Annotated in this window: 16 protein-coding genes; 8 read left to right on the top strand and 8 right to left on the bottom strand. The window is 55.2% G+C overall.

What is annotated here, in order from left to right:
* From PM04_RS13270 to PM04_RS13285, 4 genes are all read left to right on the top strand, one after another.
* Window positions 1-763: FHIPEP family type III secretion protein (locus tag PM04_RS13270; protein ID WP_038007693.1), on the top strand; the 763-nt coding region annotated here is incomplete at its 5' end.
* A 20-nt stretch (window positions 764-783) separates the two neighbouring features.
* The gene (locus PM04_RS13275; protein WP_052068326.1) at window positions 784-1530 is read left to right on the top strand and encodes a flagellar biosynthetic protein FliR; all 747 of its coding nucleotides are present in this window, start codon (window positions 784-786) and stop codon (window positions 1528-1530) included.
* Entirely contained in the window at window positions 1527-2615 is a 1089-nt protein-coding gene (locus tag PM04_RS13280; RefSeq protein ID WP_038007697.1) for a flagellar biosynthesis protein FlhB, read from the top strand. The genes PM04_RS13275 and PM04_RS13280 overlap by 4 nt, the downstream gene beginning before the upstream one ends.
* A complete protein-coding gene (locus PM04_RS13285) occupies window positions 2612-2956 on the top strand; it encodes a hypothetical protein (RefSeq protein ID WP_038007699.1) in 345 nt (114 codons plus the stop codon). The genes PM04_RS13280 and PM04_RS13285 overlap by 4 nt, the downstream gene beginning before the upstream one ends.
* A 48-nt stretch (window positions 2957-3004) precedes the next feature.
* Here PM04_RS13285 and PM04_RS13290 read toward each other — a convergent pair whose 3' ends face one another.
* Together PM04_RS13290 and PM04_RS13295 are read right to left on the bottom strand one after the other, a co-directional pair.
* Window positions 3005-3403 (bottom strand): DUF4864 domain-containing protein, encoded by a 399-nt coding sequence (locus PM04_RS13290; RefSeq protein WP_038007702.1) that lies wholly within the window; start codon window positions 3401-3403, stop codon window positions 3005-3007.
* 56 nt (window positions 3404-3459) lie between these two features.
* The gene (locus tag PM04_RS13295; protein ID WP_038007704.1) at window positions 3460-5034 is read right to left on the bottom strand and encodes a lysine--tRNA ligase; all 1575 of its coding nucleotides are present in this window, start codon (window positions 5032-5034) and stop codon (window positions 3460-3462) included.
* Between the two features lie 140 nt (window positions 5035-5174).
* On the opposite strand from PM04_RS13295, the gene PM04_RS13300 reads away from it, so the two are divergent.
* On the top strand, window positions 5175-5576 hold the full coding sequence (locus PM04_RS13300; protein WP_038007706.1) for a tellurite resistance TerB family protein: 402 nt from the start codon (window positions 5175-5177) through the stop codon (window positions 5574-5576).
* An 87-nt stretch (window positions 5577-5663) separates the two neighbouring features.
* Here the strand turns inward: PM04_RS13300 and PM04_RS13305 are convergent, their stop codons facing one another.
* From PM04_RS13305 to PM04_RS13330, 5 genes are all read right to left on the bottom strand, one after another.
* Window positions 5664-7196 (bottom strand): ATP-dependent RecD-like DNA helicase, encoded by a 1533-nt coding sequence (locus tag PM04_RS13305; RefSeq protein ID WP_038007708.1) that lies wholly within the window; start codon window positions 7194-7196, stop codon window positions 5664-5666.
* Window positions 7197-7237: 41 nt separating this feature from the next.
* Window positions 7238-7852, bottom strand: a complete 615-nt coding sequence (locus PM04_RS13310) for an acyl-homoserine-lactone synthase (protein WP_038007710.1) — start codon at window positions 7850-7852, stop codon at window positions 7238-7240.
* Between the two features lie 102 nt (window positions 7853-7954).
* Window positions 7955-8668 (bottom strand): LuxR family transcriptional regulator, encoded by a 714-nt coding sequence (locus PM04_RS13315; protein ID WP_038007712.1) that lies wholly within the window; start codon window positions 8666-8668, stop codon window positions 7955-7957.
* 363 nt (window positions 8669-9031) lie between these two features.
* On the bottom strand, window positions 9032-10324 hold the full coding sequence (gene ccrA / locus PM04_RS13325) for a crotonyl-CoA carboxylase/reductase (protein WP_038007715.1): 1293 nt from the start codon (window positions 10322-10324) through the stop codon (window positions 9032-9034).
* 100 nt (window positions 10325-10424) lie between these two features.
* Complete coding sequence (locus tag PM04_RS13330; RefSeq protein ID WP_081945995.1) at window positions 10425-11855, bottom strand: 1-acyl-sn-glycerol-3-phosphate acyltransferase; 1431 nt, start codon at window positions 11853-11855, stop codon at window positions 10425-10427.
* Between the two features lie 149 nt (window positions 11856-12004).
* Here PM04_RS13330 and PM04_RS13335 point away from each other — a divergent pair, with 149 nt between their 5' ends.
* Together PM04_RS13335 and PM04_RS13340 are read left to right on the top strand one after the other, a co-directional pair.
* Window positions 12005-13981, top strand: coding sequence for a protein meaA (locus PM04_RS13335; RefSeq protein WP_038007717.1), 1977 nt, complete (start codon window positions 12005-12007; stop codon window positions 13979-13981).
* A gap of 36 nt (window positions 13982-14017) precedes the next feature.
* Complete coding sequence (locus PM04_RS13340) at window positions 14018-14617, top strand: nicotinate-nucleotide adenylyltransferase (protein WP_038007719.1); 600 nt, start codon at window positions 14018-14020, stop codon at window positions 14615-14617.
* Here PM04_RS13340 and PM04_RS13345 read toward each other — a convergent pair.
* The gene (locus tag PM04_RS13345) at window positions 14614-14925 is read right to left on the bottom strand and encodes an ETC complex I subunit (RefSeq protein ID WP_038007720.1); all 312 of its coding nucleotides are present in this window, start codon (window positions 14923-14925) and stop codon (window positions 14614-14616) included. The two genes, PM04_RS13340 and PM04_RS13345, sit on opposite strands and share 4 nt — an antisense overlap.
* 396 nt (window positions 14926-15321) lie before the next feature.
* Here PM04_RS13345 and uvrB point away from each other — a divergent pair, with 396 nt between their 5' ends.
* On the top strand, window positions 15322-17478 hold the full coding sequence (gene uvrB, locus PM04_RS13350; protein WP_038007722.1) for an excinuclease ABC subunit UvrB: 2157 nt from the start codon (window positions 15322-15324) through the stop codon (window positions 17476-17478).
* Window positions 17479-17480: the final 2 nt, after the last annotated feature.

Here is a 17480-nt window from a genome sequence, read left to right on the forward strand (position 1 = left end):
CAGCGTGAAAGAACCGGTCTATGGGGCGCCCGCGCGCTGGATACCCAAGAGCGAAGAACAGGCTATGGCGCTTGCCGGGTTTACAACGGTTTCGCCGGGTGAGGTGCTCGCGACGCACCTTCTGGAGGTGATCAAAGGCAACCTGCCGCGTTTGCTGGGGCTCAAGTCGCTGCAACGATTGTTGGATGAATTTACCAGTCCCAGCAATCCGGTGCGGGCATCAAGTAACCGCCGCCTCGTTGATGATTTGATCCCCGACAAGGTGCCGATGGAAACCTTGATGGCTGTCTTGCAAATGCTGCTTAGTGAACGCGTTTCTATTCGCAATCTCCCTCTCATCTTAGAAGCAATCGCAGAAATGCGTGCTGCTCAAGCACCGCTCGAAACCATTTGTGAGCACGTTCGTCAGCGGCTTGGCTTCCAAATTGTAGCTGAGTTTCGACGCGCCGATGGGACGTTGCCGTTGATCCAACTTGCCCCGGACTGGGAGACGGTGTTCGAGTCTCATCAGACACGCGGGGAGCATGGCAACATAGACGTGGCTCTTCCGCCCGCACTGTTTTCAAAACTGGCCTCTGGTATCGGGGAGCGGGTTGGTTCTGCTGCAGAACGGGGCGATTTTCCCGCTCTAATTACGTCGAGCAGGCGCCGAAGATATCTACATACCGTTTTGCGTTCCAGTGGCCTCAGCAACCCTGTCCTTGCATTCGAAGAACTTGGCCCAGATGTGAAACCGGCAATCGTGGGTCTCGTTGCTACATGATGGCCCAGATCCAAGAGATAATGGGATTTGGGCAAGATGCATTGACCCTCTTTGGTCTCCTATTCCTGCGGATTGGCGCCTTTGTCTCTGTCCTGCCCGCTCTTGGGGATCAGATGATCCCGGCACGTGTCAAACTGGCCATTGCGCTTGTTGTGGTCGTTAGCGTTTTTCCGGCGGTGAACCTCCCAAGCATCGAACCGGGCGCGCCATTGGTGTTCTTATTCTTTTCAGAAACGCTTGTGGGCTTCATGTTTGGCATCACGCTTCGTTTTCTAAGCCATGCTCTGTTGGTGGCGGGGGCGATTGCGGCCCAATCCACATCCTTGTCGCAACTGCTGGGGGGGCCATCCATCGATCCCCAACCGGCACTATCCAATATCATATACATGGCGGGTTTGGTGTTGATTATATTGGCAGATCTCCACATCAAAATCATATGGGCACTTGTTGAGTTATATAGGTTTTTGCCCATCGGCGTCTTCCTTGTGCCACTGGATGTGATGACATGGGGCGTTGATAGCGTCGCGAGCATCTTTGGCTTGGGGTTCGTCTTAGCAGCACCTTTCGTCTTGGTTTCGCTCATTTACAACGTTGCAATGGGCATCATTAACAAGGCGATGCCGCAGTTGATGGTGGCATTTGTCGGCGCGCCGGCAATCACAGCCGGTGGCATGATCCTGCTGTTTATTTCGCTTCCGATCCTCTTGCCGATCTGGTTGCAGCGGTTTGATGCAGTGCTCGCAGCACCCTTGCAGGCCCTGCCATGAGCGACGATGACAGCTCTGAAAAATCCCATGAGGCGACGGAGCAAAAACTGCTCGAAGCGCGCAAGAAGGGTGATTTCGTAAAATCAACTGACCTTCATACGGCGGCCAGCTATGCCGGTCTTCTGCTATCCCTCGGGATCGCAGCACCGGCGGCTTTGTCCTATTTTGGACAGTTTTCGAGCGGGCTTCTAGAAAACGCGGATGCCTATTCCGAAACGCTGTTGTCCTCGGGCGGTGCGCATTTGCATGGTGAGATTCTATTAGCCGCAGGCCTTGCCGCAGCGGCATTTTTCATTTTTCCGGCCTTCGGGACGTTGATCTCGTTGGTTGCGCAGCAGGCGATCGTGTTCGCGCCAGCTAAGCTGGAACCCAAGCTTTCAAAGGTTTCGCTTTTGAGCAATGCGAAGCAGAAATTTGGACCCTCAGGCCTGTTTGAATTTCTCAAGTCGGCCGTCAAACTTATCATTATCTCCGGCGTCCTTGTCTGGTTCTTTGCGCGCAATTTGGACCCCATGATTGGTGCGATGAATGCTGAGCCGGCCCAATTGGTGGCGTTGATGGGGGCGCTGCTTCGCGAGTTCCTCATCATTGTGTTTGTGATTGCTGGCCTGATTGGTGCGATCGATTATTTCTGGCAACGCTTTGACCATTTGAAAAAGCAGATGATGTCCCAGCAAGAACTGAAAGAAGAGGCCAAAAAATCTGAAGGTGATCCGCATGTAAAAGGCCAGCGAAGACAGCGGGCACAAGAGATTGCGCTCAACCAGATGTTGGCAGACGTACCTGATGCCGCGGTGGTTGTGGTTAATCCCACGCATTATGCGGTCGCCTTGAAGTGGTCTCCGACTGATCCGACGCCCCCCATGTGTGTGGCGAAGGGAGTGGACGAAATTGCAGCGCAAATTCGCAAAGTTGCTGCGGAACATGGCGTGCCAATTCACCGTGATCCGCCAACGGCACGCGCGCTGCACGCCACTGTGGAAATTGGCGCGCCAATCAATCGTGAACATTTTGCTGCTGTCGCAATCGCTGTTCGTTTTGCCGATGAGATGCGCAAAAAGGCAAAAGGGAGCCGCGGGACATGACACGTAAACTTCAGCAGTTGAATGCGCTTAGGGAACTCACTGAGCTGAAATCAGAGATGAGCCGCGCTAAGCTGTCCACCCATCGGGCGGAGATTGATGGAATTGCTGCGGTGATGCGTAAAGTCACAGCTGCGCGCGCCACTATCGTCGCCGAGACGCCGACACAGGCAGCGGCCGATGACCGCTATGCCATTTGGGCTGCAAAGCGGAATGAGGTTTTGCAGGCTGATCTGGCCATGGCGATGGCCCGTGCGCAGCCGGTGAAAGAGATGGCGGCCAAAGATGAGGGGCGATCACAGGTGATAAAGCAGTTGATTAAGGATCGAAAAAAGCGACCCTAGGCGCAGGTACGCGTTCCAGCGACAAACCAATATGGGTTCAGAACGGCCCTAAGCGCCGACTTGTGGTGTCTGCAACACCTGCACGCTATTGATTTTCCAGCTGATTTCCCCCTCAATCATCGTGTAGCGTAGCACATGTACGACACCTGTTTGATCTGTGATCATGACATCCTGAAACGTGCGGTTCGGCTCTGATTTTAGGGGTAAAAAATCAACCTGGCCTGGGCGCCAAACCATCGGATAGCCTTGGCGCACCATCATGCCAAATTGCTCAGGCGTTCCAAAAAGCTGGCGGATCGTGGGGCTTGCGTAGGTGAAGGCCGTCGCAAAATCATCCTGCTTGAAGGCTGTTATCTGCGATTGAATCACAGATTGGATGGCCGCTTCATCAGCGCGTGCAGACATCCCAGTCACGATGAGGATCAACGAAAAGAGTAAAGTGCGCATAGCGGCCTCCGGGGTTTTGTTCCCCTTATGCTAGCCGCAATGCGCTGTTTGGCAAATTAGCCGAGCTGACCTTCGAGTGCAGCATCGATGAGCGCGATTGTTTCGGCAACGCCATAAAGGGCGATGAAGCCCCCAAAACGCGGGCCTTGTGACGCGCCCAGAAGGACCTCGTATAGCGCTTTGAACCAGTCACGCATCGGATCAAATCGCTCACGCCCGCAAGCAAAAACAAGGCCTTGCAGCGCTTCTGCGTCCGCCTCACCCTCCCACGATACTAGCTCCTCGCGCAGAGCTGTTAGTGCCTCGCGTTCGATGTCGCTGGGCGCGCGGTAAGTTTTGTGCGGCTCAACAAAATCATTGTAGTACCGAACGGCAAAACCTGCGGCGGCATCAAGGCCGGGGTGCGTAGCGGGTGCCGCGTCTGGCGCATAGCGTTGGATGAAGCCCCACAGTTGGTCTTTGTTTTCGGCGTTTGCCACACTTGCCAAGTTCATCAGCATCGAAAACGGCACCACCAAATCCGACTGCGGCACGTCCGCACCATGGATGTGGAATACCGGGTTTGCCGCCTGCTTTTCAGGATCTTGCGTGTGATAGGCGCGAAGCTGTTGATGGTATTCATCGACAGCTTTTGGGATCACATCAAAGTGCATCCGTTTCGCTGTTTTTGGCTTTTGATACATAAAGTAGGACAGGCTCTCAGAAGACGCATAGGTCAACCATTCATCAATACTGATGCCATTCCCGCTCGTTTTTGAGATTTTTTGCCCGCTTTCGTCGAGGAACAGTTCATACGTGAAATGCTCAGGCTTCTTGCCCCCAAGGATTTCGCAAATACGGTCGTAAATTGGCGTATTGGTCGAGTGATCCTTGCCATACATCTCAAAATCAACGTCGAGTGCAGCCCACCGTGCACCAAAATCAGGCTTCCATTGTAGCTTAACGTTGCCGCCTGTGACCGGCAGCGTCCATTCCCGGCCGGTGTCGTCATCAAATGTGATCTCGCCTTTTTGACCGTCCACATGTTTCATCGGCACATAAAGAACACGCCCCGTTTCGGGATGAATTGGCAGAAAGATCGAGTAGGTTTGGCGCCGCTCTTCGCGGAGCGATTTAAGCATAACGGCCATGACGTCATCGTATTTTTCAGCCGCGCGCAGTAGCACCGGATCAAATTGCCCAGAGCGATAGAAATCCGTGGAACTGATGAACTCGTACTCAAATCCAAAGGTATCAAGAAAGCGGCGGAGCATCGCGTTGTTGTGATGCCCAAAGCTTTCATATTCGCCAAATGGGTCAGGAACTGAGGTCAGCGGTCGCTGTAGATGTTCGTCCAAGTCTCTGGGATTGGGTACATTTCCAGGAACCTTCCGCATTCCGTCCAAATCGTCAGAAAAACAGATCAATTTCGTGGGAATGTCGGAGATCACCTCAAAAGCGCGCCGCACCATTGTTGTTCTAGCAACCTCGCCAAAAGTACCGATATGAGGCAGTCCACTGGGCCCGTAACCCGTTTCAAACAGGACATAGCCTTTCTCGGGGGGACGTTTTTCGACCCGTTTGAGCAGACGGCGAGCCTCTTCAAAAGGCCAGGCCTTGGAGGTGAGTGCAGCGTCGCGAAGAGTGCTCATGATCGGGATTATCCTGTTGAATGCGTCCGGATTTGGACAGATGCGACCACTCCCTATTGCGGGTGGGGTCTGGGGTCAATAAATTGGTCATATAGCCCTTAAACGAAAGCCAGTACGCCGTGACAGAAAACCCCCAAGCAATGACCGCGCAAGACGCGCTGGTCGCATTGATGATCGCGGTTTCGGCGTCGGATGCGAACATTCGCACTTCGGAACTGCTGACGATCCAACAAATCGTAAACCATCTGCCGATTTTTGCAGAGTACGATATCGACCGTATGCAGCAGGCCGCACAGACTGTGTTTGATTTGTTGGAAGAAGAGGACGGGTTGGATGCACTATTCGGTTTGATCAAGGATGCGATCCCAGTGTCACATTTTGAGACAGCATATGCGTTGGCTTGTGATGTTGCTGCTGCGGATGGGCGGTTACAACAGACAGAGCTCGAACTGCTAAAAGAGGTGCGCTATGAGCTTGCAATTGATCGCCTGCATGCGGCTGCGATTGAACGCGGAGCGAGAGCGCGTCACCTCCCTCTCTAGCGTTTGCACTGAAGAGTGTCCGACGAATTGATTTAAGAGTGTGAAGAAAGTGTTAGGCGCTTACGTGCCGATGATGGGGTTCGTCCGTCACTCATCCGCGGATGTTTGGGTGAGCGTAAACTCTGTGACGGGGGCTTTGAGGTCGTCAGTGCCCAGTAGTCCTTCGGGGCGAGCAAGGGCGTACCGTTTCACCCAAATGAGACGCGACGCGGCGCGGGTAATTGCAACATAGGCAAGGCGCTTCCAAAGAGCTTGACCTGCTTCCATACGGCCAGCACGAGATGCCGCGTATAGGTCTGGTGCAAATACTTGCACGTCATCCCATTGAGATCCTTGCGCTTTGTGTATTGTGACTGCCGCACCGTGTAAGAATGCAGCACCCATATGTGCTGCGAAAGGAAGGAACGGTTCATCTTCATCCGGCAGTTCGATTTTGACGATCGATGCGGCTGAGATCTGCGGGTCAGGTGCCCCGACGACATGAAGTCGTGAAAACCCGGGTTTTCGTCCGGGGCCTAGGTATACGACCTGGGCGCCTTTGATTAATCCGCGGGCTTCCAGGTCAATCCGGCGTTTACGATGTTTAAGCGGCAGCTCGATCCCATCGCATATCAAGGGCTCCCCTGGGAGAAGCGCATCCTTGGGTGCCTCGTGCGCCATCCTAAAAGCACGGATCAGCCGCACACGTGTTGCGTTGCGCCAGACCAAAACGGGGCTGCGGGCCATCAAATCGCTGTTCACGCGCGCTGCAACTTCAACACGCGGATCTTTCTGCGCAGCTTCTTCGATCATGTCTTCAAAGCGAGAAAACTCTAGATCAGGGTCGCCAAGCGCATGTGCAAGGTCAAGGATTGGGTTATCGTCTGCTTGGCGGTGGATGCGGTTTAGGATCAGTCGTTTCTTGTCGCTGAGCCGGTCAAACACCATCTCTCCGGATTGGCCGACGGGAGCCAACTGCGCTGGATCTCCGAAAAGAACTAGAGTTGGAAAAATCTCACGCAGGTCATCGTACTGTTTTTCGTCCAGCATTGACGATTCATCAACGAAACCAATGTCTAACGGAGATTCTCTGCGCTTCCAGCCTGTGATGAAATCAGAGCCTTTGAGCCCAGCGGCGGCCAATGCTGCAGGGACTGATTTCGTCTCAGAATAGACACGGGCGGCGCGATCCAATGCCTCATCTGTGATGTCGGCGATTTTGGGACGGTTCCCATCTTCGGCGAGCCACTCCGCAATCTTTTCATACTCAGGGTCATAGACCGGTGTGTAGAGAATGCGGTGAATGGTTGTGGCGGGCACGCCACGATTGCGCAAAACTGAGGCGGCTTTGTTTGTTGGAGCCAGTACCGCGAGTGTGCGTTTGTCCTTGCGGCTTTTCCCCTCATAGTCGCCTGACACGAGTTCTAGACCAGCGTCTTGGAGTGCCTCTACAAGCTTGGCCAGCAGTAGTGTTTTGCCGCTGCCAGCCTTGCCAATGACGGCTGTAACGCTGGATTTTCCATCGCTCAGCGGTGTTAACAGGGCATCATCAAGATTAACGCCCGCGCTTTTCAAAATCTTTGAAATGCTGTCAAAGGCTTCGGCCTGATCGTCGGAGAATTTGATGGGTGTTTGCGCCATGGCCGCACACTAGGCTAGGCCATGGCGGTGTGCCAGTGGGATCAGCCGGTCATCATGGGTAGGGGGCCAAATGCGTTTTGGAACCATTGACCGGACAATACCGTTGAAATTTCGGCCTTTGCAGCCATTTTTTCGCGCATGTCCGGCTGGAAGGCCCAAAGCCCAGTTGAGATACCATCTTGTGTTCCCAATACGTCTGGCGCCCAGCCCAAGCGTTTGTAAATACGTGGCATTCTAGCGTCAAAGACACCGACGGAGTGGGATAGGTTCATGCCAATTCCAAGCTCAGCTGCGCCCAACATCAAGGCAGCGGCTGTATTTGGTGTGGCGTCGGGGGCAAGGCAAAACCGCGTGCATTCCCAAATCAAAGGGTTGCGAATAGTCACGCCATCAGTCAGGTGATTGAAAACATCGGCGGTCATATTATCACCGGTGGTGGGTAAGAAACGCATGGAACCGCCATGTGTGCCATCCGATTTTTCCCAAATCAGGTAAAGCGGGTTCATTGCGTCGTATTGGTCGGTTTCCCAACCTTTTTCATCGACGCTGACATCCCACTTGAGGCGATCGCGGAATTGTGTGGCGCGGTCGCGGAACATGGTGTCGGTCAATGTGGGGAAGGTAGCGAGTTCGGTGGCGTAGAGATAGCGGATCATTTTGGGGCTCCTGTCGTCCGTGATAGGGACGAGGAGCTAGGGTCGTGCAGGTTAACGGTTTCCTAGCGTGCGCGAAGACAAAGATCGCGCAACCGCAGTTGCTCAGAGGCAGATGAGCCCCCGCAAAAGCGCGTTTGCAACAGCATGGGTCGTGTTTGCGGCGCCCAATTTGAACCGGGCAGATTCGATATAGACCCGCAGTGTATGCTCCGAAATCTTGAGCCGTTCTGCAGCTTGAGAGCGATTCATGCCGGCAGCCAAAAGCGTCAAAGCATCTGTTTCACGCGGAGACAATGACTGACCGGCTTTGATTTCATCACTCCCCTCCATCGCGAGTGCACGCTCATTCATATAGTGCGCCGCCAAGATCAGTTCGTGCATGTATTCCGTCGTAAAGGAGGCCCATTGCTCATCACTTGCTTTGTGATTCACGGTGAATAGAGCAAACTGCCCGGCAGGGCCGCGGATAGGTATTGAAAACCCTTGGTTCCCAAGACCCGCAGTAATTCCGTCTCCAAGCAGGGTGCGGGCGCTTTTGTGGGACCAATCTAGGCGTTTCCAATCCACTGGGGTAAAGCGTTGGAAGCACCCTTGCACGACCGGGTCAATTTTTTCGAAACCTTCTGCAACATAGTGATCGACCCAGCTTGGGTCATAGGTCAGCGCGGCGTATTGCTGACCGGTTGATTTAACCGAGTGATAGACGAGGTGCTCAACCTCATAGACGTCGCGCAAGCGAACGACTGACGACTGTAGGTCATCAAGACTTGAGGCCTGAGTGAGGCTGTCCAGAAATGTTTCTAGTCGTCGCGTCATACACCACAGTTCCGTTTTGGCGGTGCAACGCGTTCTCCGCGAGCTCTGCAGCAGCCACGAGTACTGTGTCATCGAGGTGTTCAGCCAATGATGGTAGCTCGTTAAGATGCGCAAATGCCCGCAGGTCGGTCAGCACGTCAATAATCCAGTCTTTCGACATCACCAGAGTCCCCTTTGAATGGTTAACGGTTGGTAAAGAGAACACTACCATTCGACGCTTTTTCGCGAAATTCGCGATAATTCCCTCCCCAGAAATAGGGAGGGAGGTCAAAATAAGGCTCGGAAAACGCTCAAACTGTGTTTCGCAACGCAAATGGCCCGCGCAAATCTCTCTGCGCGGGCCATGCTTGGGAGTGATTCTAATTAAGCTTTTGGACCAGCTTCCAGCACGTCTTCTAGGGTGCGCAGGCCGGTCTTGGGGGCTTGGACCAAAACGGACATGTTGCCGGGCTTATGCTCATTGCGGAGCATTTTCATGTGCGCCTCGGGTAGGTCGTCCCACGGGAACACTTCGGACATGCATGGGTCAAGACGCCGCTCGACCATCAAGTTGTTTGCTGCTGCCGCTTGCTTGAGGTGCGCAAAGTGCGACCCTTGCAGGCGCTTTTGGTGCATCCACATGTAGCGCACGTCGAATGTACAGTTGAAGCCAGTGGTGCCGGCGCAGATTACGACCATACCACCCTTCTTACACACAAGGTTCGAGACGGGGAATGTGCTCTCACCGGGGTGTTCGAACACCATGTCGACGTTCACGCCCTTGCCGGTGATGTCCCAGATGGCCTTGCCGAATTTGCGCGCCTCTTTGAACCACACTGCGTATTCAGGAGTGTTCACGGTGGGCATCTGCCCCCAACAATTGAAATCGCGACGGTTGATAACGCCCTTGGCGCCGAGCCCCATGACAAACTCACGCTTGTCTTCATCGGAAATCACACCGATGGCGTTGGCGCCCGCCGTGTTGATCAGCTGGATCGCGTAGGAGCCAAGGCCGCCGGATGCGCCCCATACCAGAACGTTTTGACCAGGCTTCAGGTCGTGGGGCTCATGGCCAAACAGCATACGGTAAGCGGTTGCGAGCGTGAGCGTATAGCACGCGCTTTCTTCCCACGTCAGGTGCTTGGGGCGTGGCATCAACTGCTGTGCCTGTACCCGCGTGAACTGTGAGAACGACCCGTCAGGCGTCTCATAGCCCCAAATCCGCTGAGTGGGGGAATACATTGGATCGCCACCGTTGCATTCCTCATCGTCGCCGTCGTCTTGGTTGCAGTGAACCACAACTTCGTCGCCAACTTTCCAGCGCTTTACCTTGTCACCAACGGCCCAAACGATGCCAGACGCATCAGAGCCCGCGATGTGATAGGGCTGTTGGTGGCCGTCAAACGGGCTGATCGGCTGGCCAAGAGCCGCCCACACGCCGTTGTAGTTCACGCCCGCAGCCATCACGAGGACGAGGACCTCGTTGCTGTCGAGGGTCGGGACTTCGACGACTTCTTTGAGCATGGCCTTGTCGGGATCACCGTGACGCTCGCGGCGGATCGCCCAGGAATACATCTGCTTGGGCACGTACCCCATGGGAGGCATCTCGCCCATTTCGTACAGGTCCTTTTGCGGCGCGTCATACACAGCCAGTTCGGCGTTCGTGTCCAAAGCCATACTCCATCTCCACTTAATTCTCAGTTGCCGCGTCGCAGAATCGCATCCACGCTGCGTTGCAACATGGAGTAAACTCGGCTGCGCAATAATGCAAACTTAATTATGTCTTTTCGGTAATTTTATGTCTCTGGTTCGCGCTTGAGGTGTCTGATACTGCGTCAGCAGCTCCTTTTGGCAGCATGTTCGCGTAATAATGCAAAAGCCGCGCTTCCTTTTCGGTGGCCTGCAGCAATCCGTCACGCGTTTCCACGATGCCCCGCAGCGTGAGTGCGCGCAGGCCAACCTCTGCCGCATAGGCCATGTCGGTCCGAGGGATATGCACATGACTGCCGGTTTCTTGAATTTTGGCGAGATACCCTTCAAACGCTTCATGCAGTTCGGACAGGGGCAAAGGTGCGCGGTCGCGAATGACCGACGCCATTATGGGCACGGGCAAAACCGGTAGGATGTGGTCAATCCTTCCCATCAACTCTTTAGCAAGGGCTTCGGCGGTATTTTCGCTCTCTCGCTCAAGAAAGGCGGTCAATGACAAGGGGGCGCCAAAGCTGACCGCGGCGTAGCCAAAGCGGTGAAAACCACCTCGCAGGCGCAGTAGGAGGTGAAGATAGAGGTAACGCAAGATCATGATGGGTCGTAGCCGAAACCGCCGGGTCGAGCCGTTAGAGCCGTCTTTTGCGCGAGTCAGGACGCGGTCTTCAATTACGCGGTCATAGTTAAGCCCCACGGGCACAAACACCACTTCGCGGCTCTTGCCGGGGGTGAAGCCCGCAATCACATAGCTGAGCAGGCCCAGCTTGGGAGCGCCCAAATTGCCATCCATGCTTAGGCGACCTTCGGGGAACATCGCTTGGGTCACGCCACCCTCGGTGGCCATTTGTACATAGCGGGACAGGACCTTGCGATACAGTGGGTTCAATTGTCGGCGCCGGATGAAATAGCCACCCAAGGCTCGGATCAACTGTTGTAGGGGCCAAACGCGGGCCCATTCGCCCACGGCGTAAGCCAGTGCAGATCGCTCTGCTGCAAGCCATGTTACCAGAACGTAATCCATGTTGGATCGGTGATTGATCACGAAAATGACGGTGGCTTCAGGGTCGACCGCGCGCAGGGCTTCCTCGTCAAAATAACCCAGCCGCACGCGATACAGCGATTGGGACAGCCACTTGGCTGCACGGATCGCAAAACCAAAATAGGTAAACGCAGAAAACCCCGGCACAATTTCACGCGCGTAGCGCTGGGCTTTTTCAAAGGCGACCTGCTCTGGGATGTTGTTCTCTGCGGCATGCTCGGCAATGGCGCGGGCAACCTCTGGATCATAGGAAAGGCGTTGGATTGTGTCGAACCGACGCGCCAACTTGAACGGCTGAATCGGGCGCTCTAGCCGTGTGTTCAAACGCTCCACTGCGCGTTCCAGCCGACGCCGCAGGAACCAGCGCACCGAAGGCAGCAGGATTTTGTCCAGTGCGGCGATAAGGGCCAAAAGGCCCGTGAGCACGATGGCCCAAATAGGGATTGCGACGGTGTCAAACATGGTGTCGCTCACCCTGACGTGTTTTTGTGCGGCGGTAAATGGTAGGCGTAGGGTGTTATGCCGCAGCGCGGCGATTGACAGCGTTATATTCTGTCGCATAGTAACGCTGTAGCGGAATAAAATTGCCGAAACTGATTCAGGAGTTCCCCATGTCCGACGCACCAGCCGTGAAAAAAGACCGCCCTTGGCTGTTCCGGACGTATGCGGGGCACTCCACGGCGTCGGCCTCCAACGCGCTTTACCGATCGAATCTGGCAAAGGGTCAGACAGGTTTGTCCGTGGCTTTCGATCTGCCGACGCAGACCGGCTACGACAGCGACCACATTTTGGCGCGCGGTGAGGTCGGCAAAGTCGGTGTGCCCGTCAGTCACTTGGGTGACATGCGCACCTTGTTTCAGGACATTCCGCTGGAACAAATGAACACGTCGATGACGATCAACGCTACGGCACCATGGCTGCTGGCGTTGTATATCGCCGTGGCAGAAGAGCAGGGCGCGGATGTGTCCAAGCTTCAAGGCACCGTGCAAAACGACCTGATCAAAGAATACCTCAGCCGCGGCACCTACATTTTGCCGCCTGCGCCATCGCTCAAGATGATCGCGGATGTGGCTGACTATTGCTACACGAACGTGCCGAAATGGAACCCGATGAACGTGTGTTCCTATCACCTGCAAGAGGCCGGTGCGACGCCAGAGCAGGAGTTGGCCTTTGCATTGGCGACGGCAACGGCTGTGTTGGACGAACTGCGCCCACGCGTCCCAGCCGAAGACTTCCCCACGCTTGTTGGGCGGATTTCGTTCTTTGTGAACGCAGGCATCCGCTTTGTGACCGAGATGTGCAAAATGCGCGCCTTTGTCGATCTGTGGGATGAGATTTGCCGTGAGCGCTATGGCGTCGAAGATCCCAAGATGCGCCGTTTTCGCTACGGGGTTCAGGTGAACTCGCTTGGCCTGACTGAGCAGCAACCAGAAAACAACGTGTACCGGATCTTGATCGAAATGCTGGCCGTGACGCTTTCGAAAAAAGCACGTGCGCGGGCGGTACAATTGCCCGCTTGGAATGAGGCGTTGGGCCTGCCGCGCCCATGGGATCAGCAATGGTCCCTGCGGATGCAGCAGATTTTGGCGCTGGAAACCGACTTGTTGGAATATCCTGACCTGTTCGACGGGAACCCGGCAGTCGATGCCAAAGTTGAGGCGTTGAAAGACGGCGCTCGGGCAGAATTGGCTAATCTGGATGCGATGGGCGGTGCCGTTGCTTCAATCGAATACATGAAATCCCGCCTGGTCGAGAGCAATGCAGATCGTCTCAACCGGATTGAGCGCGGTGAGACCGTCGTCGTAGGCGTGAACAAGTATGAACAAGGTGAACCTTCGCCATTGGTTGACGAAGAAGGTGGCATCATGGTCGTCGATCCTGCTGTTGAGCAGGATCAGATTGACCGTCTGAACGCATGGAAAGACGCCCGTGATGCACAAGCCGTTGAGGCCGCGCTGGCGGACCTACGGGCTGCTGCACAAAGCGGGGAAAACGTCATGGGCCCCTCGATTGCTGCGGCAAAGGCCGGCGTGACCACGGGGGAATGGTCCGGTGTGATGCGCAAAGTACACGGCGAATATCGTGGTCCCACGGGCGTCTCCCGGTCGGTTTCAAACAAGACAGAAGGTTTGGATGATTTGCGGGCTTCTGTTGATGCCGTCAGCGACAAGCTTGGCCGCCGGTTGAAGTTCTTGATGGGTAAGCCGGGGTTAGATGGCCACTCAAACGGTGCTGAACAGATCGCTTTCCGCGCCCGTGATTGTGGGATGGATATCGCGTATGAGGGCATTCGGCTTACGCCGGAGCAGATCGTAAAAGCGGCGCTTGAGGATGAGGCGCATGTTGTCGGCTTGTCGATCCTGTCGGGTTCGCATGTGCCGCTGATCGCGGATGTGATGGACCGGATGCGCGCGGCAGGTTTGGGCAATGTTCCCGTCGTTGTGGGGGGGATCATTCCCGACGAGGATGCCGAAAAGCTGCGGTCCTTTGGGGTGGCACAGGTCTACACGCCCAAAGATTTTGAACTGAACCGGATCATGCAAGACATCGTCACTTTGGCAACGCCTGAGCCTGTCGCTGCCGAGTAGGCTTGCGCCCCCGTGCCGCGCATGGCACGGAAAAGCATGGGTTTAGGCCTTCCATATGCGCGCCCCGGTCAGGTGATCGGGCTGTTGGGCGGGTCATTTGACCCGGCTCATGCGGGGCATGTGCATATCACACGTGAGGCGTTGAAACGCTTTGGCCTTGATCATGTTTGGTGGCTGGTTACGCCGGGAAATCCGCTAAAGTCACGCGGCCCAGCGTCGCTTGAAGCGCGCTTGGCGCACGCGCGCAGTTTGATGCAGCACCCTCGTGTGGCAGTCACGGATGTAGAGGCGCAGCTAGGCACCCGTTACACGGCCGAAACCATTGCCGCTTTGCAATTACGCTACCCGGGCGTGCGTTTCGTTTGGCTGATGGGCGCAGATAACTTGGCGCAGTTTCACCGCTGGGAACGTTGGCGTGAGATTATCGAACGTGTTCCGCTCGGGGTGCTTGCCCGACCGGGTGACCGTATTCCAGCGCGCACGTCAAAGGTCGCACAACTGTATGGGCAGTACCGTGTCCGCAAGCGGGATGCGTTTGGGCTGGGGTTTCATGCCGCTCCGGCATGGAGCTTCGTCAACATCCCGATGCAACGCATTTCAAGCTCTGAAATCCGCGAAAAAGGCGAATGGGGCTAGTGCGTCCAAACACCGCGGCGGTTGGTTGCAAAGTTTTCACCGTAGCCACCTGCACGCACATTCGCGGCTCTGGCTTTGGGTTTTTGCACAACGTAATCGAGGCCTTTTGACTTCGCGTAGGCCTCCGCAGCCTTTTGGCTGTCGAACGTCAGTTTGACTTGCGATTGGGTGTCCGACGATGAGGTCCACCCCATCAAAGGGTCTACTTCGCGGGCTGATGCGGGCGCATATTCCAAAACCCAAGACTTTGTTTTCGCGGTGCCGGATTGCATTGCAGTTCGTGCTGGGCAGTAGATGCGTGCGCGCATGGGGAGCTCCTGTCGTCGTTGTGTCTCTTATCCTCCACATCGCGCATCTGCGCAATAGATCGCGGGCGCTCCGAGGCGGGATGTCACTGTTTATGTGGAGGGAGTGATTGTCAGTCGGGCTCGAGGGAGCGAGGGGTGGGGTGGGTGGTACGACCCCGACCGACAATCGATCTGCTGCTTGCCCGTTAACCATAGACCTATCTAAAAGTTAGGTCGAGTATTTTTTCGCCCTAAAGTTGTAACAACTTTCTTAAAATTTGACTTAATTTCGCAAGGTACCGAAATTACACGTATAAATTGGATTTTCGTCATGAATTTATATGAAATGGCAATAATTCATGACCTTGAATTGCGCTATGATCGCCTCAATTTGGGAGTTGTAAGAGGAATCATGGCATGACCGACGTAACGATTGAAGCTCCCCGCGCGAAGCTTGAGGGTGGCAAACGCTTTGTGATGGCGACTGAGTTCTCACCGGCAGGGGACCAGCCGACAGCCATCAAAGAGATCAGCCAAGGCGTTCTATCAGGTGAGCAGGATCAGGTTCTGCTTGGCGCGACAGGCACGGGCAAGACCTTTACGATGGCAAAGGTTATCGAAGAAACCCAGCGCCCTGCGATCATTCTAGCCCCTAACAAGACACTCGCCGCGCAGCTCTATGGAGAGTTCAAAGGTTTCTTTCCGGATAACGCAGTAGAATACTTCGTCAGCTACTATGACTACTACCAGCCCGAGGCCTATGTTGCGCGCTCTGATACTTACATCGAAAAAGAAAGTCAGATTAACGAACAGATTGACCGCATGCGCCACTCTGCGACGCGAGCGCTGTTGGAGCGTGATGATGTGATCATCGTCGCGTCGGTATCTTGTATCTACGGTATCGGATCGGTCGAGACGTATGGTGCTATGACCATGGATTTGGTTGCCGGCGATGAATACGACCAACGCAAAGTCATGGCCGATCTGGTGGCCCAGCAATATCGGCGCAACGATGCATCGTTCCAACGGGGCAGTTTTCGCGTGCGTGGCGATAGTCTTGAGGTGTGGCCCGCTCACCTTGATGACCGTGCTTGGAAGTTGTCATTCTTTGGGGATGAGTTGGAGGCGATCACAGAATTTGATCCTCTTACTGGCGCAAAAACCGGCTCATTCGATAAGATCCGTGTGTATGCCAACAGCCACTACGTGACGCCACGTCCGACTATGCAGCAAGCGGTTAAGGGCATCAAATCTGAGTTGCAAATGCGGCTTGATCAGCTGGTGGGTGAGGGCAAGTTGTTAGAGGCGCAGCGTCTAGAGCAACGCACGAAATTCGATCTTGAGATGCTAGAGGCTACGGGTGTCTGCAATGGCATTGAAAACTATTCTCGCTATCTGACCGGGCGCGCGCCGGGTGAGCCGCCCCCCACGTTGTTCGAGTATATCCCTGATAATGCCATCGTCTTTGCCGATGAATCTCACGTTTCTGTGCCCCAAATCGGCGGCATGTACAAAGGTGACTATCGGCGCAAATTTACTTTGGCAGAGCACGGTTTCCGGCTGCCATCATGCATGGATAACCGTCCCCTCAAGTTTGAGGAATGGGATGCGATGCGGCCGCAGTCGGTCTTTGTTTCGGCGACGCCAGCCGCTTGGGAGATCGAACAAACAGGTGGGGTATTCACCGAACAGGTGATCCGTCCGACGGGCCTGTTGGATCCGCTGGTAGAGATCCGGCCGGTCGATATGCAGGTGGACGACCTTTTGGATGAGGTGCGTCGCGTGACAGCGGCAGGCTACAGGACGCTGGTGACGACGCTGACCAAGCGCATGGCCGAAGACCTGACCGAATATATGCACGAGCAGGGTATCAAAGTGCGCTACATGCACTCCGATATCGACACGATTGAGCGGATCGAAATCTTGCGTGACTTGCGATTGGGTGCGTTTGACGTGCTGATCGGCATCAACCTTTTGCGCGAGGGCTTGGACATTCCCGAATGTGGGCTGGTTGCTATTTTGGATGCCGATAAGGAAGGTTTTTTGCGATCCGAGACGTCGTTGGTGCAGACAATCGGGCGTGCCGCGCGAAACGCGGATGGCCGCGTGGTTATGTATGCGGACCGGATCACCGGCTCAATGGAGCGCGCTTTGCGCGAAACCGAGCGGCGTCGCAACAGGCAGATGGCCTACAACGAAGAACACGGCATCACACCCGCGACGGTGAAAAAGAACGTCGAGGACGTGTTGGCGGGGCTGTATCAGGGTGATGTCGACATGAACCGGGTCACCGCCACGGTTGATGCTCCCATGGTTGGTGCGAACCTTCAGGCGCATTTGGACGGGCTACGCGTGGATATGCGCAAAGCGGCTGAGAACCTTGAGTTCGAAGAAGCGGCGCGACTGCGCGATGAAGTCAAACGGCTTGAGGCTGTGGATTTGGCGGTGTCAGACGATCCTTTGGCGCGTCAGTCTGTTATTGATAAGGCTGTCGCGGATGCCACCAAGATGTCTGGTCGCTCAACGGCTGGTCGGCCCGGGCAGCGCGGTGGGGTGAAGCGTCGCAGCAAATAGCG

It is taken from the genome of Thalassobacter sp. 16PALIMAR09, from assembly GCF_000765485.1.
Classification (GTDB): domain Bacteria; phylum Pseudomonadota; class Alphaproteobacteria; order Rhodobacterales; family Rhodobacteraceae; genus Thalassobacter; species Thalassobacter stenotrophicus.